An 18,827-nucleotide genomic window follows, 5' to 3' on the forward strand; every position below is an offset into this window, starting at 1 on the left:
GGTTCCGATGAGCGGGGCTGGACCCTTGCTGGGTCAACCGTCCATCGCCGGATGCGTGTGCAGGAACCCTTTGCAACGCGTCAAAGGCGAGCCTAGAAGTCCCCACATCCTGCGCACGGAAGGGCACCGCACATGACCGACAGTTTCGGCACGAAGTCCAAGCTCCAGGTGGGCTCGGCCACCTATGACTACTTCAGCCTGAGCAAGCTGGCCAAGGCCCACCCGTCGGTGGACCGCCTGCCCTTCTCGCTGAAGGTGCTGCTGGAGAACCTGCTGCGCAACGAGGACGGGCGCGTCGTCAAGCGCGAGCACGTGGAGAAGATGCTCGCGTGGGACCCCAAGGCCACCCCGGACGTGGAGATCTCCTTCCACCCGGCGCGCGTGCTGCTGCAGGACTTCACCGGCGTCCCCGCCGTCGTGGACCTGGCCGCCATGCGTGAGGCGCTCGCCTCCATGGGCGGCGACCCGTCGAAGATCAACCCGCGCAACCCCGCCGACCTGGTCATCGACCACTCGGTGCAGATCGACTCCTTCGCGACGACGGCGGCCTTCAAGGAGAACGCGGAGCTGGAGTTCGAGCGCAACCGCGAGCGCTACGCCTTCCTGCGCTGGGGCCAGAGCGCGTTCAAGGGCTTTGGCGTCGTCCCGCCGGACATCGGCATCTGCCACCAGGTGAACCTGGAGTTCCTGGCGCAGGTGACGTTCCGCCAGGGCAGCACCGTGTACCCGGACACGCTGGTGGGCACCGACAGCCACACCACGATGATCAACGGCCTGGGCGTGGTGGGCTGGGGTGTGGGCGGCATCGAGGCGGAGGCCGCGCTGCTCGGCCAGCCGATTACCATGCTCATCCCCCAGGTGGTGGGCTTCAAGCTCACCGGCCAGCTGCCCGCGGGCGCCACGGCGACGGACCTGGTCCTCACCGTCACGCAGATGCTCCGCAAGAAGGGCGTGGTCGGCAAGTTCGTGGAGTTCTACGGCAGCGGCCTCAAGGGCCTGTCCCTGCCGGACCGCGCGACCATCGCCAACATGGCGCCCGAGTACGGCGCCACCATCGGCTTCTTCCCGGTGGACGAGGAGAGCCTCAACTACCTGCGCTTCACCGGCCGCCCCGAGGCCGTCGTGGCCCTCACGGAGGCGTACGCGAAGGAGCAGGGCCTGTGGCTCAAGGCCGACGCGCAGGACCCCCTCTTCAGCGACACGCTGGAGCTGGACCTGTCCACCGTGGTGCCCAGCCTCGCCGGCCCCAAGCGCCCGCAGGACCGCGTGCCCCTCAAGGACATGAAGTCCGGCTACGAGAAGTCGCTCGTGGAGATGCTCTCCGCCGGCAAGAGCAAGGGCGAGGATGACGAGGGCGGCGGCAAGGCCAAGGCGGCCCCCGCGGCCGAGGTCCCCGCCGAGCGGCTGGCCCAGAGCGTCACCGTGAAGCAGGGCCGCCAGAGCTACCAGCTGGGCCACGGCGCGGTGGTGATTGCGTCGATCACGTCCTGCACCAACACGTCCAACCCGGCGGTGCTGGTGGGCGCGGGCATCCTGGCCAAGAAGGCCGTGGAGAAGGGCCTCAACCCCAAGCCCTGGGTGAAGACCAGCCTGGCGCCGGGCAGCCGCGTCGTCACCGAGTACCTGCGTGACTCCGGCCTGCTGCCGTACCTGGAGGCCGTGGGCTTCCACGTGGTGGGCTACGGCTGCACCACCTGCATCGGCAACTCGGGTCCGCTGACGGAGCCCGTCGCCAACGCCGTCGTCGAGGGCGACCTCGTGGTGGCCGCGGTGCTCTCCGGCAACCGCAACTTCGAGGGCCGCATCAACCCGCACGTGCGCATGAACTACCTGGCGAGCCCCCCGCTCGTGGTGGCGTACGCGCTGGCGGGCGAGGTGGGGCTGGACCTGGACACGCAGCCCTTGGGCACGGACCCGAACGGCCGCGAGGTGTTCCTCAAGGACATCTGGCCCACCAACGACGAAATCAAGGCGGTCATCCGCGCGTCGGTGAAGCCCGAGCAGTTCCGCAGCCAGTACGCCAACGCCATGGAGGGCGACGCGCTCTGGCAGCAGCTGCCCGTGGGCAAGGGCTCCACGTTCCAGTGGGATGAGAAGTCCACCTACGTGCGCAAGCCGCCCTTCTTCGAGAACCTGCCGAAGGAGCCCAAGGCCACGCAGGACATCAAGGGCGCGCGCGTGCTGGCGCTGCTGGGTGACTCCGTGACGACGGACCACATCTCGCCCGCGGGCAACATCGCCAAGACGAGCCCGGCGGCCAAGTACCTCATGGCCGAGGGCGTGGAGCCCAAGGACTTCAACTCCTACGGCGCGCGCCGCGGCAACCACGAGGTGATGGTGCGCGGCACCTTCGCCAACATCCGCCTGAAGAACCTGCTGGTGCCCGGCGTGGAGGGTGGCGTCACCGTCCACATCCCCACCCGCGAGCGGATGAGCATCTACGACGCGTCCATGAAGTACCAGGCGGACGGCACGCCGCTGGTGGTGCTGGCCGGCGCCGAGTACGGCACGGGCTCCAGCCGGGACTGGGCCGCCAAGGGCACGCAGCTGCTCGGCGTGAAGGCCGTCATCGCCAAGAGCTTCGAGCGCATCCACCGCTCCAACCTCGTCGGCATGGGCGTGCTGCCCCTGCAGTTCGAGGCGGGCCAGGACGCGCAGTCGCTCGGCCTCACCGGCCACGAGGCGTTCGAAATCACCGGAGTCGCGCAGGACCTGGCGCCGCAGAAGAAGCTCACCGTGAAGGCCACGGGCGAGGGCGGCGAGAAGAGCTTCACGGTGGTGTGCCGCATCGACACGCCCAACGAGCTCGACTACTACCGCCACGGCGGCATCCTGCAGTACGTGCTGCGCCAGCTGGCGAAGGCGTAGCGCGCCGCGAAGACGAAGACGAGACGGGCCCCGCTTTCCTCGGCGGGGTGCCGGCTCACACGACGGCCCGGAGTGCCCGCTGCGGCGCTCCGGGCCGTGGTGTCTTCAGAGCTGCTTCAGGCGCGCCCAGGCGGCGCGGTAGCGCGCCAGCCGGTCCATGTCCTTCGCCGTCACCTGGGTGAGCCGGCGCACGTCCATGTTGTCCTCCAGGTCCGCCAGCTTCACCCGGCGCGCCAGCGGGTCCGGGCGCAGCCGCTCGATGAAGGCCTCGTAGGACTCCTCCTGGCGGCGGGTGAGGCCCTCCAGCGCGCGCAGGACGGGCTCCGCGTAGCCCTGCTCGCGCAGGCGCTCAATCGTCCAGGGCGTGTCCTCCACCACGTCGTGGAGGATGGCGACGGTGCGCTCCTCCTCCGTCTCCAGCTTCAGCATCAGCCGCAGCGGGTGCAGGATGTAGGGCTGTCCGGCCTTGTCCCGCTGCCCGCGGTGCGCCTCCACCGCGAGGGCAATCGCGTCTTCGAGCGTGCGCATTCCAGGTGTCCTCCGTGACGGGAGGCCCAGGATGTCGCCGCGGGAGGCCGGGGCGTCGCGCGTGGGTGGGCCCCCTCGCGCGACGCGTCGTCAGTTGCAGTTGCCGGAGCCCGAGCCCGCGGTGCCCTGGGCGCAGTTGGTGCCGCCTCCGCCGTTGTAGCTGAGCAGGCCCTCGAGCGCGAGCTGGGTGGGCGTCTGGGCACCGTCCGCGCGGCGGGGGCGCAGCGTCTCGGAGATGCAGATGGCGCCCACCAGCGCCACCTGGTCGTTGTCCCGCCGCCAGTCGACCGTCAGTGGCGCGAACTCGTCCTCGTTGTCGCGGATGTAGATGTAGACGTCGGGCTTGCCGTCGCCGTCCACGTCCGCGAAGAGCTCCGGGTGGTTGGAGCGCAGGGTCGGGTCGGCGGGGTTGGCCGGGTTCGGGTTGAAGCTGGAGCGCACCGGGTCATAGACGGCAGGCTGGGACAGGTAGGTGTTCCAGCTGGGGTAGTTGCGCCCGAAGTAGCTGCGCGCGAGCTGCAGGCCGCTGTCCGCGCAGCTCTGGCGCTGGCTGGCGCGGCTGCTGGCCACGGCGCGGATGCGCTCGCCGCCCGCGTACATCATCAGGCTGGCCACCAGGCCCAGCAGCACGGTGACGAGCAGGACCACCACCAGCAGCGTGGCCCCGCGAGGGGAGGGAGGGGTGCGCATGGGAATCCTCGGGCTCACAGGTTGGCGGCCGCCAGGTTGGGCAGCTCCATGCGACGGGTGAAGAGGCTGCGGTAGTAGCCGTCCGCGGCCACCGTGGGCGCCCGGACGTTGTTCTCCACGGTGACGGGCTTGTCGTCCGCCAGCACCGCGGAGCTCTGGCTGTTGCGGCGCGGGTTGCGGCCGGTGGCCACCACGCTGATGCGCAGCGTGCGCAGCCCCGACTGATGGTCGGCGCCCTGGCCGTGCCTCCAGGTGTACTGCGCCGGGTCATCCCTGCCCGTGGTGTCGAACCCGAAGGCCACCTGGAAGTCCTCCACGTTCTCCTGCACGACGAAGGGCGTCGCCCCGGCCATGTCGGAGAAGGGGCGGCCCAGCGCGTCCGCCACCAGCCGGCCCTCGGTGCGCAGGAGCGACGGGCGCCTGGAGACCGGATGCGGGCCGATGAAGAAGTGCACCAGCCGCACCGGGTACACCAAATCCCCCTTCTGGAAGCCGCCCTTCTCCGGGGCGTTGGAGAAGCCCGGCGTGCCGGACTCGGCGTAGTTCACCCGGCCCGGCACGCCCGGCGTGGACGGGACGATGTTCAGCTCGGAGATGAGCGCCGCGGAGGTCATGTTGCTGACCAGGTGGAGCTGCGGGGCCTTGAGGCTCTGGGTGCAGTTGACCTCGAGCTCGCCGGTGCCGGGGCGCACCACGGACACGGCGGCGCCCGGGGTGACGCAGGGCTCGCCCAGGTAGTCGCGGTCCGGCACGACCAGCCACAGGTCGTCGCTGCCGTCGGCCGTGGTGACGTTGCCGGAGGTGCCCGCGCCGGTGGTGCCGTCGCGTCCGAAGAAGGCGCTGGTGCGCACCGGGACGCCGTTGCGGCGCACCCAGATGCCGTTGGGCGCGCCCGCGCCCGCCTGACGCACCAGGCTCATGATGGCCTCGCCCGCCAGGCGCGCCGAGTCGTGGCTGTCCGTCGTGTGCTCCGTGTTGTGGACCACGCGGCTGCCGGCCACCATCAGCGCCGCGGCGGCCGCGATGATGATGCTGGTGAGCGCCAGCGCCACCATCGTCTCCAGCAGCGTCATGCCTCGCGTCTTCATTGGACGAACACCTCGCTGTGCGCCTGCGCGCGGGCGGCCGTGTCGCCCTTGCGCACGATGCGGGCCCAGACCGTCACCGGCTGGGCGCCCGGGGGGAGGACTCCGGGGACGGCGGGCTCCCTGGGCAGCCCCTTCGTCACCAGCATCTCCCGGCAGTACGTGCCGTCCGGCAGCGCGGGGGCGTTGCACGGCGTGCCGGCGGGGATGCCCGCCAGGGGCTCCACCGTGCCGTCGGCGGACAGCTTGAAGTAGGCGCCGGAGGAGGGGTCCCCCGGCACGTGCGTGCTCACGTCCGCCTTCCACGGCGCCGCGCCCGGGGCCAGCTCCGTGGGGAAGGTGGCGGGGCGCTCCACCGCGTCGACGATGAGCCTCGACTTCGAGGCCAGCCGCAGCCGCTGCATGCTGGCGTCGAGCATCATCCGCTTGGCCTGCAAGAGCTGCCCGTCATGGACGTCGCGGGAGGCGAACACCATGCCTCCCACCGCGCCCGCGGCGGCCAGGGCCAGCACGCCCATGGACACGAGCACCTCGACGAGACTTGCGCCGCGGCGCGCGGCGAGACGTTGCGAGCTCATTCGAAGAACCTCTGGCTCCAGTTGAGCAGCCGGAAGACGAAGCCGTTCTGGCCGTTGACGCGCATCTGCTCCTTCGCCTCGGGGGTGTTCGCCCCCGCCGGGTCGTTCATCGTGTGGCGGGCAATCTTGCTCACGCCCAGGCCGATGACGTGGCTCTGGGACGACGCGCCGCTGCCCTGCTGGAACACCGCCACGCCGCCGAAGTTGGCCACCGTCATGGAGGACAGGCTGCTGACGGCCCCCGTCCCCGACGTCGCCGTGTTGCCCAGGTCCAGCGCCCACGTCTTGCCGCTGATGTTGCCCTCGACGGACATCAGGTCGGAGCCGATCTTCCCGTTCGCGGTGGAGAAGTACGCGGTGCGCCCCGCGACGGTGATGGTGCCGTACACGTGCTGCGGAGCGCCGAACGTCAGCGGGAAGGGCGTGGGCTCCTGGAGGATGCCCTGCTGGGTGGCCAGCCCCTTGGCTTCCGAGGCGCTGATGTTGGTGCCGTCCAGCTTGAGGCCCGCGGTGCCCAGCGGCAGCCGGCGCGAGGTGCCCAGCAGCGCCAGGTGCAGCTGGCCCGCGTCGTCGGCCGGCACCCAGTCCACGCCGCCCGTGCCCACCAGGGCCACCAGCTCGCCCTCGTAGTTCTTCAGGGCGCTGCCCGCGGTGATGTTCTGGGGCAGGCGCGCCAGCGCCACGTTGGTGGAGAGCGGCCGACGGTCACCGGTGACGGACTGCGCGTCCAGTCCGGTGAACTTGCACGGCGTGGCGCACGGCGGGTTGGCGCGCGCCACGTTGACGTTCTGCCCGGTGGCGCCGTCCAGCTCCCACAGCTTGCCCTCCATGTCGCCCGTGTACACGCGCGCCGCGCCGCCGGTGTCCGTCAGGACGGTGGGCGCGTGGGGCGGCGTGTTGTCCACCCAGGCCTGGGTGTAGCCGCGCTCCCACTGCCACAGCTTCTGGCCGGTGGCGATGTCGATGGCGAACACCTGCATGCCGAAGGTGGGCGAGCCCTGCGCGCCGGAGCTGCTGGCGCCGACGAAGACGGTGTACGTGGGCTCCAGGCCCTGGCGCACCACGCCCACCGACAGGCCCCGGGTGCCGCCCATCTCCGTGTAGTTGTAGAGGCCCGTCGGGTGGCGGCCCGGGTCGTCCAGGGGCGCCATGACGAAGTGGGCCGTCTCCTCGCGCCACTTCGCCGCCCACTGGGTGCCGCCCGTGTCGCGGTCCGCCAGCTCCACCGGCGCGTGCGGAGGGAAGCTGCCCGCCTGGAAGTGGCTGCCCACCAGGTGCCACAGCAGCACGGGCCTGAGCGGGTTGGTGATGTCGAGCGCGAACAGGTCCCGCCCCTTCTGGCCCGCGTTGGCCACCAGCACCGTGTGCCACTCGCGCTTGCCGCTGCCCACGAAGTCCGCGAAGACGTCCAGCACCACCGGCGCGCTGTTGACGGCCGCCGCGTTGCTGCGCAGCCACGGCAGCTGGGTGGCGGGCAGGAAGCTCCACAGCTCCGTGCCCGGCGGGGGCGTGGAGCCGCCCTGGAAGCTGGCGCTCCAGTTCTTGGGGAAGGCCGTGTCCGCGGGGCTGACGTTGGGGAAGGACAGGTTCTCCGCGGGGCCCGCGTAGCGCGCGCCGCCGGACACGTAGAAGGCGTGGAGCTGACCGTCCAGGCCCGCGGCGTAGGCCACGGTGGGCCGGGGCGCGACCTTGTCCGGGATGTACCCGCTGGGCTTCACCACCGCGGGCGAGGAGTGCACGAAGCCGCCCAGGCGCGCGCGGTTCTCCGCGTCCTCGTTGTTGCACTGGCTGTCGGAGGGCTCGAGCACGGGGCTGCCCGAGCCGTCGTTGCCGGTGGAGGTGGCGTAGCAGAAGCCGCGCACGCGCTGGAGCATCTGCGCCACCGCGTTGAAGTCGTTGGCCAGCTTCGCCTTGTTGACGGCGGCGGTGCTCTGGCCGAAGTCGGTGCCCGCGAGCTGCTCGGTGAACTGCACCGCCTGCTGCAAGTCACACACGCCGTCGCCGGTGGGCGTGGTGACGAAGTCGAAGCGCGAGGTGCCGTCGGGGTTCTTGACCTCGCCCAGCTTGAGCACGTCCACGCAGTGGGGGTTGGGGCCCGAGCCGTAGTTGGCGTTGATGGCGGTGCCGGCCACGTTCTGCGGCTTCCAGCCCACCTGGAGCACGCCGCGCGGCGCGCGCAGGCCGGTGCCCAGGGACGGGTTCTCCTTCACCTGGCCACCGAAGTAGGTGAACAGGTTGCGCTCGCGCGGGTGGGGCATGACGGTGTCCGCGTCCCACAGGGTGGCCTCGTCCAGCGCGCTCTCGCCGGTGGCGAGCGCGTTGCCGCCGATGAGCGAGTGGGCGCGCAGGTGGCCCGGGTAGTAGGGGAACACCCAGTGGGAGCCCTGCGTCGGCAGGAACGTGTCCGCGCCGGGCGGGTAGCCCCTCACCGCGTCGTACGTGGCCGCCATCACCAGCGCGCGCGAGCCGTCGCCGTCACTGCCGTTGGGGTCCTCGAAGGCCACGGGCGCGGAGAGGGCGCGCTCGTTGCTCAAGGGCTCCGAGCCCAGGTTGAGCAGCGTGTTGAGCACGATGCGCGTGCCGGGGACGCTCGCCTTGAAGTCGTGCCCGGCGAGGTAGACGATGGTCGCCTTCTTCGGGTCGTTGTCCTTCTGGTTGAAGGAGAAGAAGTCGTGACCGCGCCGGGCGTCCTGGCCGACGTGGGTGGCGTTGTCGTAGACGTGCTCGTCCTTGTGGCCGTACCAGCTCACCGCGAGCCGCCGCACGCCGTCCTTGTACGTCGCGCGGTAGTTCTCCGTGTGGCCCACCACGTTGTTGAAGCGGAAGTCGCCCATCTGGGAGAACGGGTCCCCGGCGTTGGGGTAGATGACGCACTGGCCGCGGTTGCGCTCCGCCTGCGCCATGTAGTCCGGGTCCGTGCAGTTGCGGCCGTCCCAGCTCCTGCCGCCGCTGAGCTGGTTGATTTGAAAGCCGGACTCGGCCTGGAAGCGCGAGGAGAGCACGGGCGTGCGGTCCGGCTTGAGCGTCGCCTCGTAGGACCAGATGCTCGCGCACTCGGCGAACAGGCCGTTGCCGCGCTGGTTGGTGAAGTACTCCACGTTGTTGAGGGCGTTCTCGCGCTGGGTGGTGGCGCCGTCGCCGTTGGGCACGTACTCGCGGCGGGTGATGTTCCCGATTTCCCAGTGGGGCGCCCAGAACACCTTGTAGCGGGGCTTCTTGGTGACGGGGTCCACCGCGTTGAGCAGGCCGTTCTTGAAGGTGGCGGTGGAGACCAGGTCCGCGTTGGCGTGGAGCGCGTCGTAGATGAGGCCGGGCTTCTTGCCGTTGAGCGTGCAGCCGGACGTCGTGCCCTCGGGGCAGCCGCCCGCGCCCGGGAAGTCCAGGCCGGCGTTGCGCAGGTAGTCGTCCAGCATGCCGCCCTTCACCAGCGGGTCGCCGGCGCTGTTGAAGCCGTCCGACAAATCCAGCAGGGCGATCTTGGGCGGGACGCGGTTGATGCGGCGGGCCACCGGCGCGGTGAACTCGATGGTGGCCTGGTGCATGCGCACGTGGTGGCAGCCGCTGTTGTTGGTGAAGGTGGCGCAGCCCCGGGCGCAGGTGGTGCGGAACTTCTCCGGGGACAAATCACCGGAGCCCGAGCGGATGAAGTCGATGGCGTTCTTCGCGTCCTCGGCGGCGATGATGAAGGCGCCGCCCGAGTAGCGCGCGGTGGTGAAGCGCGGGTTGGCGACGGTGTGGTTCAGCGTCACCGCCGTGAAGTAGGGCCGGGCCTGGGTCGCGGTGGTGGTGAAGTTCTCGATGGCGGCGTTGGGATAGACGCCGCTCGCGGGGAAGGGGACCCCGTAGTTCACCGGCACCACGGGCTGCTCGTTCTCCTTGGTGTTGGTGATGGTGAAGTCGCAGCCGTCGTTCCACCGGTCGTCATTGGCGGGCGCCGGCGCGGTGTGACGGTTGGTGGGCACGCACCGGTTGGGGGACGTCTTCTGGTCGTTGATGGCCAGATACACCGTCACCGGGTTGTTGGCGTTGAAGCCGCCCGGCTGGTTCGCCTGGAGGATTCGCCACACCAGGCCGTACGCGGACAGCGAGCCGCAGCCCTGCTGGAAGGTCGCGTTCTCGGGGATGATGAGCGAGCCGCGACTGAAGGTGACGAGGTCCGCCGCGGACGCGGGGAGCGCCAGCAGGACGCACATCGCGAGCAGCGCGCGACGCAGCAGCGAGGAGGGGGGCCGAGGGCTCATGGGGTGCTCCCACCGGGGGGGTGAGCCGACCCGGGACAGGGTCAGCCTGGCCACCCGACTGCACACCCTGTGCCCGTCTCCGACGCCCGCTTGCTCCCAGTGGAGTGCTGGAAACTTCTCCTCAGCCCTGAATGCTCGGGGGACGAACGGCTATGAAAACTTTGCGACTCCGCAAGGGCTTGCGTAGCCAGGCGCCCGGGAATCCCGAGCTACCAGTCGCCCTTGCCGCGCAGGGACTTCTTCTCCGACGTGCGCTTCTTTCCTTCGAGTCTGCGTCGCTTCGCACCGGCGGAGGGGCGCGTGGGCCGGCGCACCTTGGGGACGATGGTGAGCGCCTTCAGGCCCTCGCGCAGTCGCTCCAGGGCCACGCCCTTGTTCTGCGTCTGGCTGCGCCGCTCGGTGGCGGAGACGGACAGCTCGGTGGCCGCGTGCGTGAGGCGCACGCCGCTGGCGGTGGTGTTGCGGTGCTGCCCGCCGGGACCGGAGGCGATGAAGTAATCCACCTCGCACGTCTTCAGCAGGGCCTCGTCGTCGAGCGCGAGGGCCTCTCGCGCGGCTTGTCGGCGGGTGGGTGAGGTCGTGGTGGTCATGGCGTCTCTCGAAAGGTAGCCCTCGACGCCGGTGTCTTGCACCGACTGACTCGGCGCCCTCGCGCTCCCGCTCCGGCCCAGGCCGCCCCCGCCCTCCAGGTGGCCGGGCAGGCTCTCGGGGTGAGAGGGTGGTTGTGTCAATTTGAGAGGGTTTGCGCTGGCTCAAGCTTGAGTTCGAAGTGATTCCAGTGGGTTACGGGTTGGCCTGACGGTTGCTCTAGGGGTGGTCAGACGCGGTAACCCAAGGAGACACGGACATGGCCCTCAAGACCTGGCAGTTGGACGCGGCGCACACGACGGTCGGCTTCATGGTTCGCCACATGGTGGTGGCGAAGGTGCACGGCCGGTTCACGAAGTTCGAGGGGAAGGTGGTGGTGAACGGGGATGACCTGTCGCAGGGCTCGGCGGAGGTGAAGATTGAAGCGGCGAGCATCGACACGGGCGTGGAGCAGCGTGACAACCACCTGCGCTCGCCGGACTTCTTCGACGCGGCGGCGTTCCCCAAGCTCATCTTCCGCAGCAAGCGCGTGCAGGACGCGGGCAAGGGGCACTACCGCGTGGTGGGCGACCTGACGATTCGCGACGTCACGCGCGAGGTGACGCTGGACACGGAGTTCCTGGGCAAGGTGAAGGACCCGTGGGGCAACGAGCGACTGGCCTTCCAGGCGAGCACCAGCATCGAGCGCAAGGAGTTCGGGCTCTCGTGGAACCAGGCGCTGGAGGCAGGCGGGCTCCTGGTGGGTGAGCGTGTCGATATCACCCTGGACGTGCAGGCGGTGGCGGTGGCGGCGGAGCAGGCGGCGTGAAGTGGCATGCGGCGGGGCGCCCGCTGTCCCGCAGGTCCGTGACGGGCGGGCTGTTGGTCGGAGCCTCGGGCCTGGTGGGTGGCGGGCTCCTGTCGCGCCCCGCAACGCGGGGCGAGGTTGATGCATCTGAGTTGCAACTCGAAGGGAAAGGGAGGCAGGCGATGATCTACGTCCGGAATGCAGAGGAGAGGGGCCATGCCAACCACGGCTGGCTGGACACGCATCACACGTTCTCGTTCGCGGACTACTACGACGCGGACTTCATGGGGTTCCGCACGTTGAGGGTCATCAACGAGGACACCGTGGCGCCGCAGCGCGGGTTCGGCATGCACCCGCACCGGGACATGGAGATCATCACCTACGTGCTGGGCGGGAAGGTGGAGCACCGCGACAGCATGGGCACCCAGGCGGTCATCCAGCCGGGTGAGGTGCAGCGGATGAGCGCGGGGACGGGCGTGGTGCACAGCGAGATGAACAACTTCTCGGAGCCGCTGCACATGCTGCAGATCTGGATCCTCCCGAAGGAGAAGGGCCTGAAGCCGGGCTACGAGCAGAAGGCGTTCGACGCGAAGGAGCGTCAGGGGCGCTTCCGGGTGGTGGCGTCGCCGGACGGGCGGGAGGGCTCGCTGACGGTGCACCAGGACCTGCTGCTGCACGGCACGCTGCTGGGCAAGGGCGAGTCCGCCGAGTACGCGCTTTCGCCGGGGCGTCACGCCTGGGTGCAGGTGGCGCGGGGCTCGGGCACGCTGAACGGCGTGAAGGTGAAGGCGGGGGACGGCGTGGCGGTGTCGTCCGAGGACAAGCTGGTGCTCACCGCCGACACGCCGGTGGAGGCGCTGCTGTTCGACATGGCCTGAGCGCGTGAGCGCCGGGCGTTCGCGAGTCGCACCCGGGCCGGGTGGCGAGGACCTGGATGAAGGTCCCTGCTCCCCGGCCCTCGTGCGTCCTGGGACTTCAGCGCATGTCGAGCGTGAGGCTGGTCCTGGCCGTGCGCCCGTCCTCGGCGGTGGCGACCACGGTGACGGCCACGGGGATGCGGGCGACGCTCGTCGTGGTGGCGATGAGGATGTTGGCGGATGCCTGGTCACCGGGGACGACGACGGGCTGGGCGGTGATGCGCCGCGAGTCGGACTCCAGGCTGAGCGTCAGCGGGCCGGTGAAGCCCTCGGCGCGCGTGAGCTGCACGGGCGTGAGCTCCGACTGTCCGACGAACAGGGTGAGCTGCCGCTGCGCGAGGGCGATGGAGAAGTCGGGCTGGCTGGTGGTGGCCGGGAGGACCACGACGTAGAGCTCGGCGCCGGAGACCAGGTCCTTGCCGGAGTCGTTCGCCAGGAGCAGCGTGCGCTGGGCGCCGGTGACGGCGATGTCCTGCGCGACGCTGACGGTGACCATCTGGGTGGTGATGCCCTCGCCCTCGGGGACGATGATTTCGGGCGTCATGGTGATGCCCTCGGGCGCGGACTCCATGTTCACGCGGAGCTCACCGGGCTGGTCGCCCACGCGGTTGAGCGTCACCTCGAACTGGGTGGACTGGCCGGGCTCGAGGCTCACGGCCCAGGGCATGGTGAACTGGAGCCGGTAGTAGGGCGAGTTGCTGTTGCACGAGGCGACGAGCAGACAGCCGAGGAGGAAGAGGCTTCGGCGGAGGACGGGCATCATGGGCGTGGTTCTCCCGGGAACGGCTCAGCATGAAACCGCCGCCCCCGTGGAGCAAGCCGCCTGGATGGACAGCGTGCGCGGAGCGACATCGGCGGCGTGAAGGAAGCAGGACATCCCAACGTCCGGGATTCAGGGGCATTCCTCGGCGAAATGTGGGGGGCGTAGACCTTTGGACGGGCTGGTCCGTTCATGGAGGGGAACGCGCGCGCAGCCACCCCTTTTTCCACGCAGACCCTTCCTCCGGAGTTCGCCATGGACCTTTCGTCCCTGTCGCGGGCCGTGCTGTCGGCCGCGCTCGCCCTCACCCTGTCCTCCACCCCCGCGCTGGCCGAGTCGCTGCCGAGGGCCGCGGTCACCACGCCTGCCCTGCCGCAGGGCGACGTGGCGCCCAAGGTCCAGGACGTCGTGGCGCCCAAGGTCCCCGACAAGGTCGAGGTGAAGGCGGCCCGGCCCGAAATCGAGGTGGTGTTCGTGCTGGATACGACGGGCTCGATGAGCGGCCTGTTGGAGGGGGCCAAGCAGAAGATCTACTCCATCGCCTCGCGCATCGCGCAGGGTCGGCCCACGCCGCACCTGAAGGTCGGCCTGGTGGCGTACCGGGACGTCGGCGATGACTACGTGACGAAGCGCTTCGACCTGAGCGACGACCTGGACACGGTGTTCGCGAACCTGCGTCGCTTCCAGGCGGGCGGTGGAGGAGACACGCCCGAGCACGTGGGGCGCGGGTTGGGTGAGGCGGTGTCGAAGCTGTCGTGGAGCCAGGACCGCACGGTGATGAAGGCCATCTTCCTGGTGGGGGACGCGCCTCCCGCGGCGCGCAACGACGACTGGGACTTCAATCACTGGGCGCAGCGGGCGCGCGACAAGCACATCGTGGTGAACACGGTGCGGTGCGGCCTGGATGCCGAGACGCAGAAGTCGTGGAAGTTCGTGGCGAAGCTGACGGACGGCACCTACGACTCCATCGACCAGTCCGGCGGCATGGTGGCGGTGACCACGCCCTATGACGCGGAGCTGGCGAAGGTGAATTCGGAGCTGGCCTCCAAGACGCTCTACACCGGCAAGGCGGCGGTCCAGGCGAAGAACAAGGAGCGGGCCAAGGCGATGGCGGAGCTGGCGCCGGAGGCCGCGTCGGAGCGCATCAGCTACATGCGCAAGACGGCGGACAAGGGCTCGTCCGGCGCCGCCGCTCCGAGCAGCGCGCCCGTCGCGGTGGAGGGCGCGGTGGACCTGGTGGTCGCGCCGGGGGCGCTCGCTCGGGTGAGCGCCGACGAGCTGCCCGATGAACTCAAGGGCCTGGATGACAAGGCGCGCGCGGCGAAGGTGAAGCAGCTGGGCGAGGAGAAGAAGGTGCTGGAGGCGAAGGCCTCCAAGCTGGCCGCGGAGCGCGAGGCGTGGCTCGCGAAGAACCGCTCCGAGAAGGAGGACGCCTTCGACGCCAACGTGATGAAGGGCGTCAAGGCGCAGGCCGCGCGGCACGGCGTGACGTACTGAGGTCGCTGGGCGGCCGCTCCGAGAAGGAGGACGCCTTCGACGCCAACGTGATGAAGGGCGTCAAGGCGCAGGCCGCGCGGCACGGCGTGACGTACTGAGTCTCTGGGCGGCCGGAGCGGGGGGCTCCGGCGCCAGAGGCGCATGCGTGTCGGCGCGGCGTGGCGACGCTACTTGATGTGGTGCCGCACGAGACGGGCTGCCCCTCGCAAGGCCGCTGCTTGCGACGCCGCCCGGTGCGATGCGTCCGGAAAAGGACCCGCTCCTTGCGTGGAGTCTGCTCGCGTCGCGGCGCTCGTCGGCGCGACGAGCTACTCGCGCGTCACCGCCTGGAGGATGGCCTCGCGCCGCCGGTCCAAGAGGCGCAGCGCCAGCGGGAGCGAGGCCCGGTAGATGGCCAGGTAGAGGCCCGCGCACAGCGCGATCATCATCGCGGACTGCCAGGTGGGCCCGTCCTTGCCGGCGAGCTTCAGCGTCCAGCCGAAGGGCATGCACCCGATGCTGGCCGCGACGATGCCGAGCATCGACGCCGTCAGGGGCACCTTGTCGCGCCGCTTGAGGTTCGCGTGGAACTTCACCGGGAAGTACAGCGACAGGAAGTTGCCCGCGGCCAGCAGGATGGGGAGCACGCCCACCACCGCGGCGAGCGCGCACGCGATGTCCACCCACGTGCCGAAGCCGAAGTACACCCGGTAGAACAGCGCCACCAGCACCGCCATCCCGAGCGCGGCCGCCGCCTGCACCCGGTTCTTCGCGTGCAGCACCTCCGCCAGGTTCAGCGGCGCCGCGAGGAACGCCGCGAAGCCCTGCCCGTCATAGGCGAATGTGTTCTGCGAGAACGTGGACGCAATCACCACCGCGCCATAGATGCACAAGCCGCCCATCAACCACGTGTCCGCGGAAGCCCCCAGCAGGAACACGAACAGGTCCCGCCCGGACAGCAGCTTCAGCAGGATGGCCAGGATGAAGGGCACCGACGCGAGCAGCCTCGCGCGCGGGTTTCTCCACAGGTCCAGCGCCTCGCGCGTCACCAGCGTGGAGAAGCGCGTGCGCGTGCGCGCGAACGGGTTCCCATCCTGCGAGTCCTTCGACTGCGGCCCCGCGCGCCCCGCCTGCCGGTGGAAGCGCATGAGCAGCGCGTACGCCACGCCCATGCCCAGCGCGGCGAAGAACAACAGGCCCACCGCCTCCGCCATCGCCACGCGCGGGCGGAACCACGCGAGCTGCCCCAGCCCGTCCCCGAAGAAGCCCGGCGGCACGCGGCCCAGCGCCACCGCCGCGTTGATGATGAGGCTCATGTCCAGCGCGTCCACGCCCTCGGTGCCCACCGCCGTCAGCCACGACGTGTCGATGGGCGGGATGAACGACGCGGCCACCAGGAAGGCCAGCAGGCCGCCACCCATGATCTCCGCGCTGCGCTTCTCGCGCAGCACGTTGATGACGGCGTACAGCGCCACCCGGCTCCACGCGGCGCACAGGAGCGCGAACAAGACGTACAGCACCACCGCGAGCCACGGCGCCCACAGCCGGTTGACCGACGCGAAGCCCAGCGCCGCGCCGGTGAGCGGCGCGTAGAACACCAGCGCGCGCGGCTCGAAGAGGCTGGCCACCGTGGAGGCGATGAGCAGCCGGAACGGCGAGATGGGGAAGGCCGCGTACCGGCTCAGCTCCGAGTGGTCATCCACGCCCGCGGACAACAGCGGCCACGTCACCCAGACGGAGAAGGTGACGAAGCACAGCAGGTTGAGGATGAAGTACGGCCACACGTCGCTCCGGGCCACCGGGCCCAGCCGCATCAGCCCGAAGAAGAACAGGCCGAAGAACACACCCGGCGCGCTGGACGCGAGGAACGCGCCCACCGCCAGGAGCCGGCTCTTGCCCGGCCCCTGGTTCAGCCCGATGTCGAAGCGCAGCCCCCACAACAACAAGAGGTGCCGGAAGAAGCCCGGGACGGCGGGGCGGCTCATGCCGGCTCCCGCAGCGCGACGACGGGCGCGGGCGCCTCACCGTAGAAGGACAGGCGCGCGTTGCGCGAGGCCGGCACCGCGATGAGCTTCTCGAACACCGCCTCCAACGAGGGACAGTCGTAGCGTCCGAGCAGCGACGACACCGTCCCCTGGTCCAGCATCCGCCCGCCCTGGATGATGCCCGCGTGCGTGGCCAGCCGCTCCGCGATCTCCAGCACGTGTGTGGTGAGCAGCAGCGTCACCCCGCGACGCGACAGCTCGCGCAACAGCTCCCGGATGACGCCCGCGGCCAGCACGTCGATGCCCTCGAAGGGCTCGTCGAGCAGCACCAGCTCCGGCGCGTGGATCAACGCCGCGGCGATGGCGAGCCTGCGCCGCATGCCCTTGGAGTACTCGGCGACGAGCGCGCCCGCCTTGTACGTCAGCTCCGTCAGCTCCAGCAGCTCCGCCGCGCGCGAGGCCGCCTCGTCGCCGTCCAGGCCATACATGCGCGCGCAGAACGTCAGGTACTGCCGGCCGGTGAGCCGCTCGAAGAGGCTCAGCTCCTCGGGCACCACGCCCACCCGGCGCTTGACCTCCATGGGCTTGTGCACCGCGTCCACGCCCAGCATGCGGATGCTGCCCGCGTCGGGGCCATACACGCCCGTCAGGAGCGCGATGCTGGTGGACTTGCCCGCGCCGTTGGGGCCCAGGTACGCGTAGAAGGCCCCCTTCGGAATCTGGAGGTCCAGGCCGTTGAGCGCGGTGAAGGAACCGAAGCGCTTGACGAGTCCGCGCGCGTCGACGGCCAGTTCATCGGAAGAGGAGGGCGTCATGAAGTGGCGCCATCTCACCCGAGCCGGCACCCCGCCGACAACCCCACCCGGGGCCCGGAGGCGTCAGTGCACGAACGTCATCTCCGGCATGCCGACGATCTGCTGCACCGTCTGGCGGACCTTGTCCAGGTCCACCGGCTTGGAGATGTAGCCGGCGGCGCCCACCAGCTCCGCCTCCCACTCGAAGCCGTAGCCCGAGATGATGATGATGGGCAGTCCCCGAGCGCGCGGCATCTTCTTCAGCGCGTCGAGCAACCCCCAGCCGCTCATCACCGGCATTCGCAGGTCCAGCAGCACGGCGGCGGGCATGTCGCCCTCGAGATGATCCAACGCCTCCCGGCCATTGGCGGCCTGGGCGGTTTGGTAACCCATCTCCTCGAGGGCATCGCAGATGAGCGTGCGGTGACTCGCGTCGTCATCGACGACCAGGATGTGGGACATGGCAGGGCCTCAGAGGGGAGCTGCGGCGTCTCTAACCGCGGGATTCTATGGGCCGCAAGATGGGAACGGCTGCGGGATTCCGGAAGGGGGCACGCGACTTTTCAACAGCCAACCACCCTCGGGATACAGCCATCCTCGGGACCCGCGTCACTCGTGCGTCTTCTTCGTCACGTCCGCGTCGCCGGGCGCCTGGGCGGTGTCCGTGCGGCGCAGGTACGTGTTGTGCGCGTAGCCCTGGCGAGACAGTCGCTGGGACTCGATGGCGTCCGCGACCTTGGTGCACACCTGGCTCAAGAGCCTCAAGGACTCCGCCAACAACTTCTCGGCGTGGTCCTGGGCATCGGCGTTCTTGATGGTGGTTCGCTCCTTGCGGAACAGCCCTGGCAACCTCATTCCTCCAAATCTAGGAGACCCCGACGCCCCGCGCCACCGCCCCCACGGGGCCCGGGCGCCGCGCGGGCCTCCAGACCGGGCGCCGCCAGGCCCCTTAACCGGATTGACGGCCCAGCAAATTTACATTTTTGAGCAGTCATCGCGGACCTCGCTCGCCCGCACCCCCTGACTGTCGCGTAACCCACGGATATCAAAGGCGCTTAACGAATTTTCAAGAGGGGGGATGACAGGAAGTTAATTGATCCCTACATTGCCCACGTCGCATTGGACGCAAAGGAGCTGCGCATGGCTTACGACGGCGAGCTGGTGAAGATGCAGAACGGTCGCTGGGCGCGGTTCCAGCGGTGCCAGGTGTACCGCCCGGGTGTGGCGGACGCGGGTGAGACCATGTTGCTCATCGCGGTGGAGCTGGAGGAGCGCTACCAGCTCCTGCTCGACGGGGCGGCGGACTCGCTGGCCCAGTACCGCTACCAGGGCGTGCCCGTGCAGGTCCGGCTGGATCCGGAGGCGCAGGCCATCACCCTCCAGCCCGAAGTGGCTCCGTCCGCACCCGCGGTGCACTGACTCCCACGCTCCTCGTGAGCGTAGCGGCGCCGGTTTGACGGATTCACAACACAAGGGGCCTCGCGATTCACATCGCGGGGCCCTTTGAATTTACAGCCTCCGGCGTGACGC

16 protein-coding genes are annotated in these 18,827 nt (G+C 69.9%); 5 read left to right on the forward strand and 11 right to left on the reverse strand.

Features of this window, described 5'->3' with window-relative positions:
• The first annotated feature begins 132 nt into the window (after positions 1–132).
• On the forward strand, positions 133–2,868 hold the full coding sequence (gene acnA, locus AC6JA9_RS07700; RefSeq protein WP_223784840.1) for an aconitate hydratase AcnA: 2,736 nt from the start codon (positions 133–135) through the stop codon (positions 2,866–2,868).
• Positions 2,869–2,973: 105 nt separating this feature from the next.
• On the opposite strand, the gene AC6JA9_RS07705 is transcribed toward acnA, so the two are convergent.
• From AC6JA9_RS07705 to AC6JA9_RS07730, 6 genes are all read right to left on the reverse strand, one after another.
• A complete protein-coding gene (locus AC6JA9_RS07705) occupies positions 2,974–3,396 on the reverse strand; it encodes an HD domain-containing protein (protein ID WP_046711464.1) in 423 nt (140 codons plus the stop codon).
• Positions 3,397–3,486: 90 nt separating this feature from the next.
• The gene (locus AC6JA9_RS07710) at positions 3,487–4,086 is read right to left on the reverse strand and encodes a hypothetical protein (protein WP_223746394.1); all 600 of its coding nucleotides are present in this window, start codon (positions 4,084–4,086) and stop codon (positions 3,487–3,489) included.
• 14 nt (positions 4,087–4,100) lie between these two features.
• The gene (locus AC6JA9_RS07715; protein ID WP_497959358.1) at positions 4,101–5,174 is read right to left on the reverse strand and encodes a PilW family protein; all 1,074 of its coding nucleotides are present in this window, start codon (positions 5,172–5,174) and stop codon (positions 4,101–4,103) included.
• Complete coding sequence (locus tag AC6JA9_RS07720) at positions 5,171–5,749, reverse strand: type II secretion system protein (RefSeq protein ID WP_223746396.1); 579 nt, start codon at positions 5,747–5,749, stop codon at positions 5,171–5,173. The genes AC6JA9_RS07715 and AC6JA9_RS07720 overlap by 4 nt, the downstream gene beginning before the upstream one ends.
• Positions 5,746–9,990, reverse strand: coding sequence for a hypothetical protein (locus AC6JA9_RS07725; RefSeq protein ID WP_497959360.1), 4,245 nt, complete (start codon positions 9,988–9,990; stop codon positions 5,746–5,748). Before AC6JA9_RS07725 ends, AC6JA9_RS07720 begins: the two co-directional genes overlap by 4 nt.
• A 209-nt stretch (positions 9,991–10,199) precedes the next feature.
• A complete protein-coding gene (locus tag AC6JA9_RS07730; RefSeq protein WP_223746398.1) occupies positions 10,200–10,580 on the reverse strand; it encodes a peptide chain release factor family protein in 381 nt (126 codons plus the stop codon).
• A gap of 257 nt (positions 10,581–10,837) precedes the next feature.
• On the opposite strand from AC6JA9_RS07730, the gene AC6JA9_RS07735 reads away from it, so the two are divergent.
• Together AC6JA9_RS07735 and AC6JA9_RS07740 are read left to right on the forward strand one after the other, a co-directional pair.
• Positions 10,838–11,386 carry a YceI family protein gene (locus AC6JA9_RS07735; RefSeq protein ID WP_223746399.1) on the forward strand — a complete coding sequence of 183 codons (549 nt, stop codon included), beginning with the start codon at positions 10,838–10,840 and terminating at the stop codon, positions 11,384–11,386.
• A gap of 161 nt (positions 11,387–11,547) precedes the next feature.
• Positions 11,548–12,243: a pirin family protein gene (locus tag AC6JA9_RS07740; RefSeq protein WP_223784842.1), complete on the forward strand. Its 696-nt coding sequence runs from the start codon at positions 11,548–11,550 to the stop codon at positions 12,241–12,243.
• A 97-nt stretch (positions 12,244–12,340) separates the two neighbouring features.
• Here AC6JA9_RS07740 and AC6JA9_RS07745 read toward each other — a convergent pair whose 3' ends face one another.
• Entirely contained in the window at positions 12,341–13,045 is a 705-nt protein-coding gene (locus AC6JA9_RS07745) for a hypothetical protein (RefSeq protein ID WP_408891680.1), read from the reverse strand.
• A gap of 252 nt (positions 13,046–13,297) precedes the next feature.
• Here AC6JA9_RS07745 and AC6JA9_RS07750 point away from each other — a divergent pair, with 252 nt between their 5' ends.
• Positions 13,298–14,539, forward strand: a complete 1,242-nt coding sequence (locus AC6JA9_RS07750) for a vWA domain-containing protein (RefSeq protein ID WP_223784844.1) — start codon at positions 13,298–13,300, stop codon at positions 14,537–14,539.
• 308 nt (positions 14,540–14,847) lie between these two features.
• Here AC6JA9_RS07750 and AC6JA9_RS07755 read toward each other — a convergent pair whose 3' ends face one another.
• From AC6JA9_RS07755 to AC6JA9_RS07770, 4 genes are all read right to left on the reverse strand, one after another.
• Positions 14,848–16,503, reverse strand: a complete 1,656-nt coding sequence (locus AC6JA9_RS07755) for a hypothetical protein (RefSeq protein ID WP_408891679.1) — start codon at positions 16,501–16,503, stop codon at positions 14,848–14,850.
• The gene (locus AC6JA9_RS07760) at positions 16,500–17,318 is read right to left on the reverse strand and encodes an ABC transporter ATP-binding protein (protein WP_141325908.1); all 819 of its coding nucleotides are present in this window, start codon (positions 17,316–17,318) and stop codon (positions 16,500–16,502) included. Before AC6JA9_RS07760 ends, AC6JA9_RS07755 begins: the two co-directional genes overlap by 4 nt.
• Before the next feature lie 63 nt (positions 17,319–17,381).
• Positions 17,382–17,759: a response regulator gene (locus tag AC6JA9_RS07765; RefSeq protein WP_046711476.1), complete on the reverse strand. Its 378-nt coding sequence runs from the start codon at positions 17,757–17,759 to the stop codon at positions 17,382–17,384.
• A 147-nt stretch (positions 17,760–17,906) separates the two neighbouring features.
• The gene (locus tag AC6JA9_RS07770) at positions 17,907–18,152 is read right to left on the reverse strand and encodes a hypothetical protein (RefSeq protein WP_141325909.1); all 246 of its coding nucleotides are present in this window, start codon (positions 18,150–18,152) and stop codon (positions 17,907–17,909) included.
• A gap of 285 nt (positions 18,153–18,437) precedes the next feature.
• On the opposite strand from AC6JA9_RS07770, the gene AC6JA9_RS07775 reads away from it, so the two are divergent.
• Entirely contained in the window at positions 18,438–18,716 is a 279-nt protein-coding gene (locus AC6JA9_RS07775) for a hypothetical protein (protein ID WP_046711478.1), read from the forward strand.
• Positions 18,717–18,827: the final 111 nt, after the last annotated feature.

The sequence above is a fragment of the Myxococcus sp. MH1 genome, assembly GCF_059738865.1.

Bases quoted from the DNA above. Each gene is read 5' to 3' on its own strand.
- AC6JA9_RS07715 (WP_497959358.1), bottom strand. From the start codon at position 5,174: ATGAAGACGCGAGGCATGACGCTGCTGGAGACGATGGTGGCGCTGGCG.
- AC6JA9_RS07725 (WP_497959360.1), bottom strand. From the start codon at position 9,990: ATGAGCCCTCGGCCCCCCTCCTCGCTGCTGCGTCGCGCGCTGCTCGCG.
- AC6JA9_RS07710 (WP_223746394.1), bottom strand. From the start codon at position 4,086: ATGCGCACCCCTCCCTCCCCTCGCGGGGCCACGCTGCTGGTGGTGGTC.
- AC6JA9_RS07760 (WP_141325908.1), bottom strand. From the start codon at position 17,318: ATGACGCCCTCCTCTTCCGATGAACTGGCCGTCGACGCGCGCGGACTC.
- AC6JA9_RS07755 (WP_408891679.1), bottom strand. From the start codon at position 16,503: ATGAGCCGCCCCGCCGTCCCGGGCTTCTTCCGGCACCTCTTGTTGTTG.
- AC6JA9_RS07750 (WP_223784844.1), top strand. From the start codon at position 13,298: ATGGACCTTTCGTCCCTGTCGCGGGCCGTGCTGTCGGCCGCGCTCGCC.
- AC6JA9_RS07730 (WP_223746398.1), bottom strand. From the start codon at position 10,580: ATGACCACCACGACCTCACCCACCCGCCGACAAGCCGCGCGAGAGGCC.
- AC6JA9_RS07745 (WP_408891680.1), bottom strand. From the start codon at position 13,045: ATGATGCCCGTCCTCCGCCGAAGCCTCTTCCTCCTCGGCTGTCTGCTC.
- AC6JA9_RS07740 (WP_223784842.1), top strand. From the start codon at position 11,548: ATGATCTACGTCCGGAATGCAGAGGAGAGGGGCCATGCCAACCACGGC.
- AC6JA9_RS07720 (WP_223746396.1), bottom strand. From the start codon at position 5,749: ATGAGCTCGCAACGTCTCGCCGCGCGCCGCGGCGCAAGTCTCGTCGAG.
- AC6JA9_RS07735 (WP_223746399.1), top strand. From the start codon at position 10,838: ATGGCCCTCAAGACCTGGCAGTTGGACGCGGCGCACACGACGGTCGGC.
- acnA (WP_223784840.1), top strand. From the start codon at position 133: ATGACCGACAGTTTCGGCACGAAGTCCAAGCTCCAGGTGGGCTCGGCC.
- AC6JA9_RS07770 (WP_141325909.1), bottom strand. From the start codon at position 18,152: ATGAGGTTGCCAGGGCTGTTCCGCAAGGAGCGAACCACCATCAAGAAC.
- AC6JA9_RS07705 (WP_046711464.1), bottom strand. From the start codon at position 3,396: ATGCGCACGCTCGAAGACGCGATTGCCCTCGCGGTGGAGGCGCACCGC.
- AC6JA9_RS07765 (WP_046711476.1), bottom strand. From the start codon at position 17,759: ATGTCCCACATCCTGGTCGTCGATGACGACGCGAGTCACCGCACGCTC.
- AC6JA9_RS07775 (WP_046711478.1), top strand. From the start codon at position 18,438: ATGGCTTACGACGGCGAGCTGGTGAAGATGCAGAACGGTCGCTGGGCG.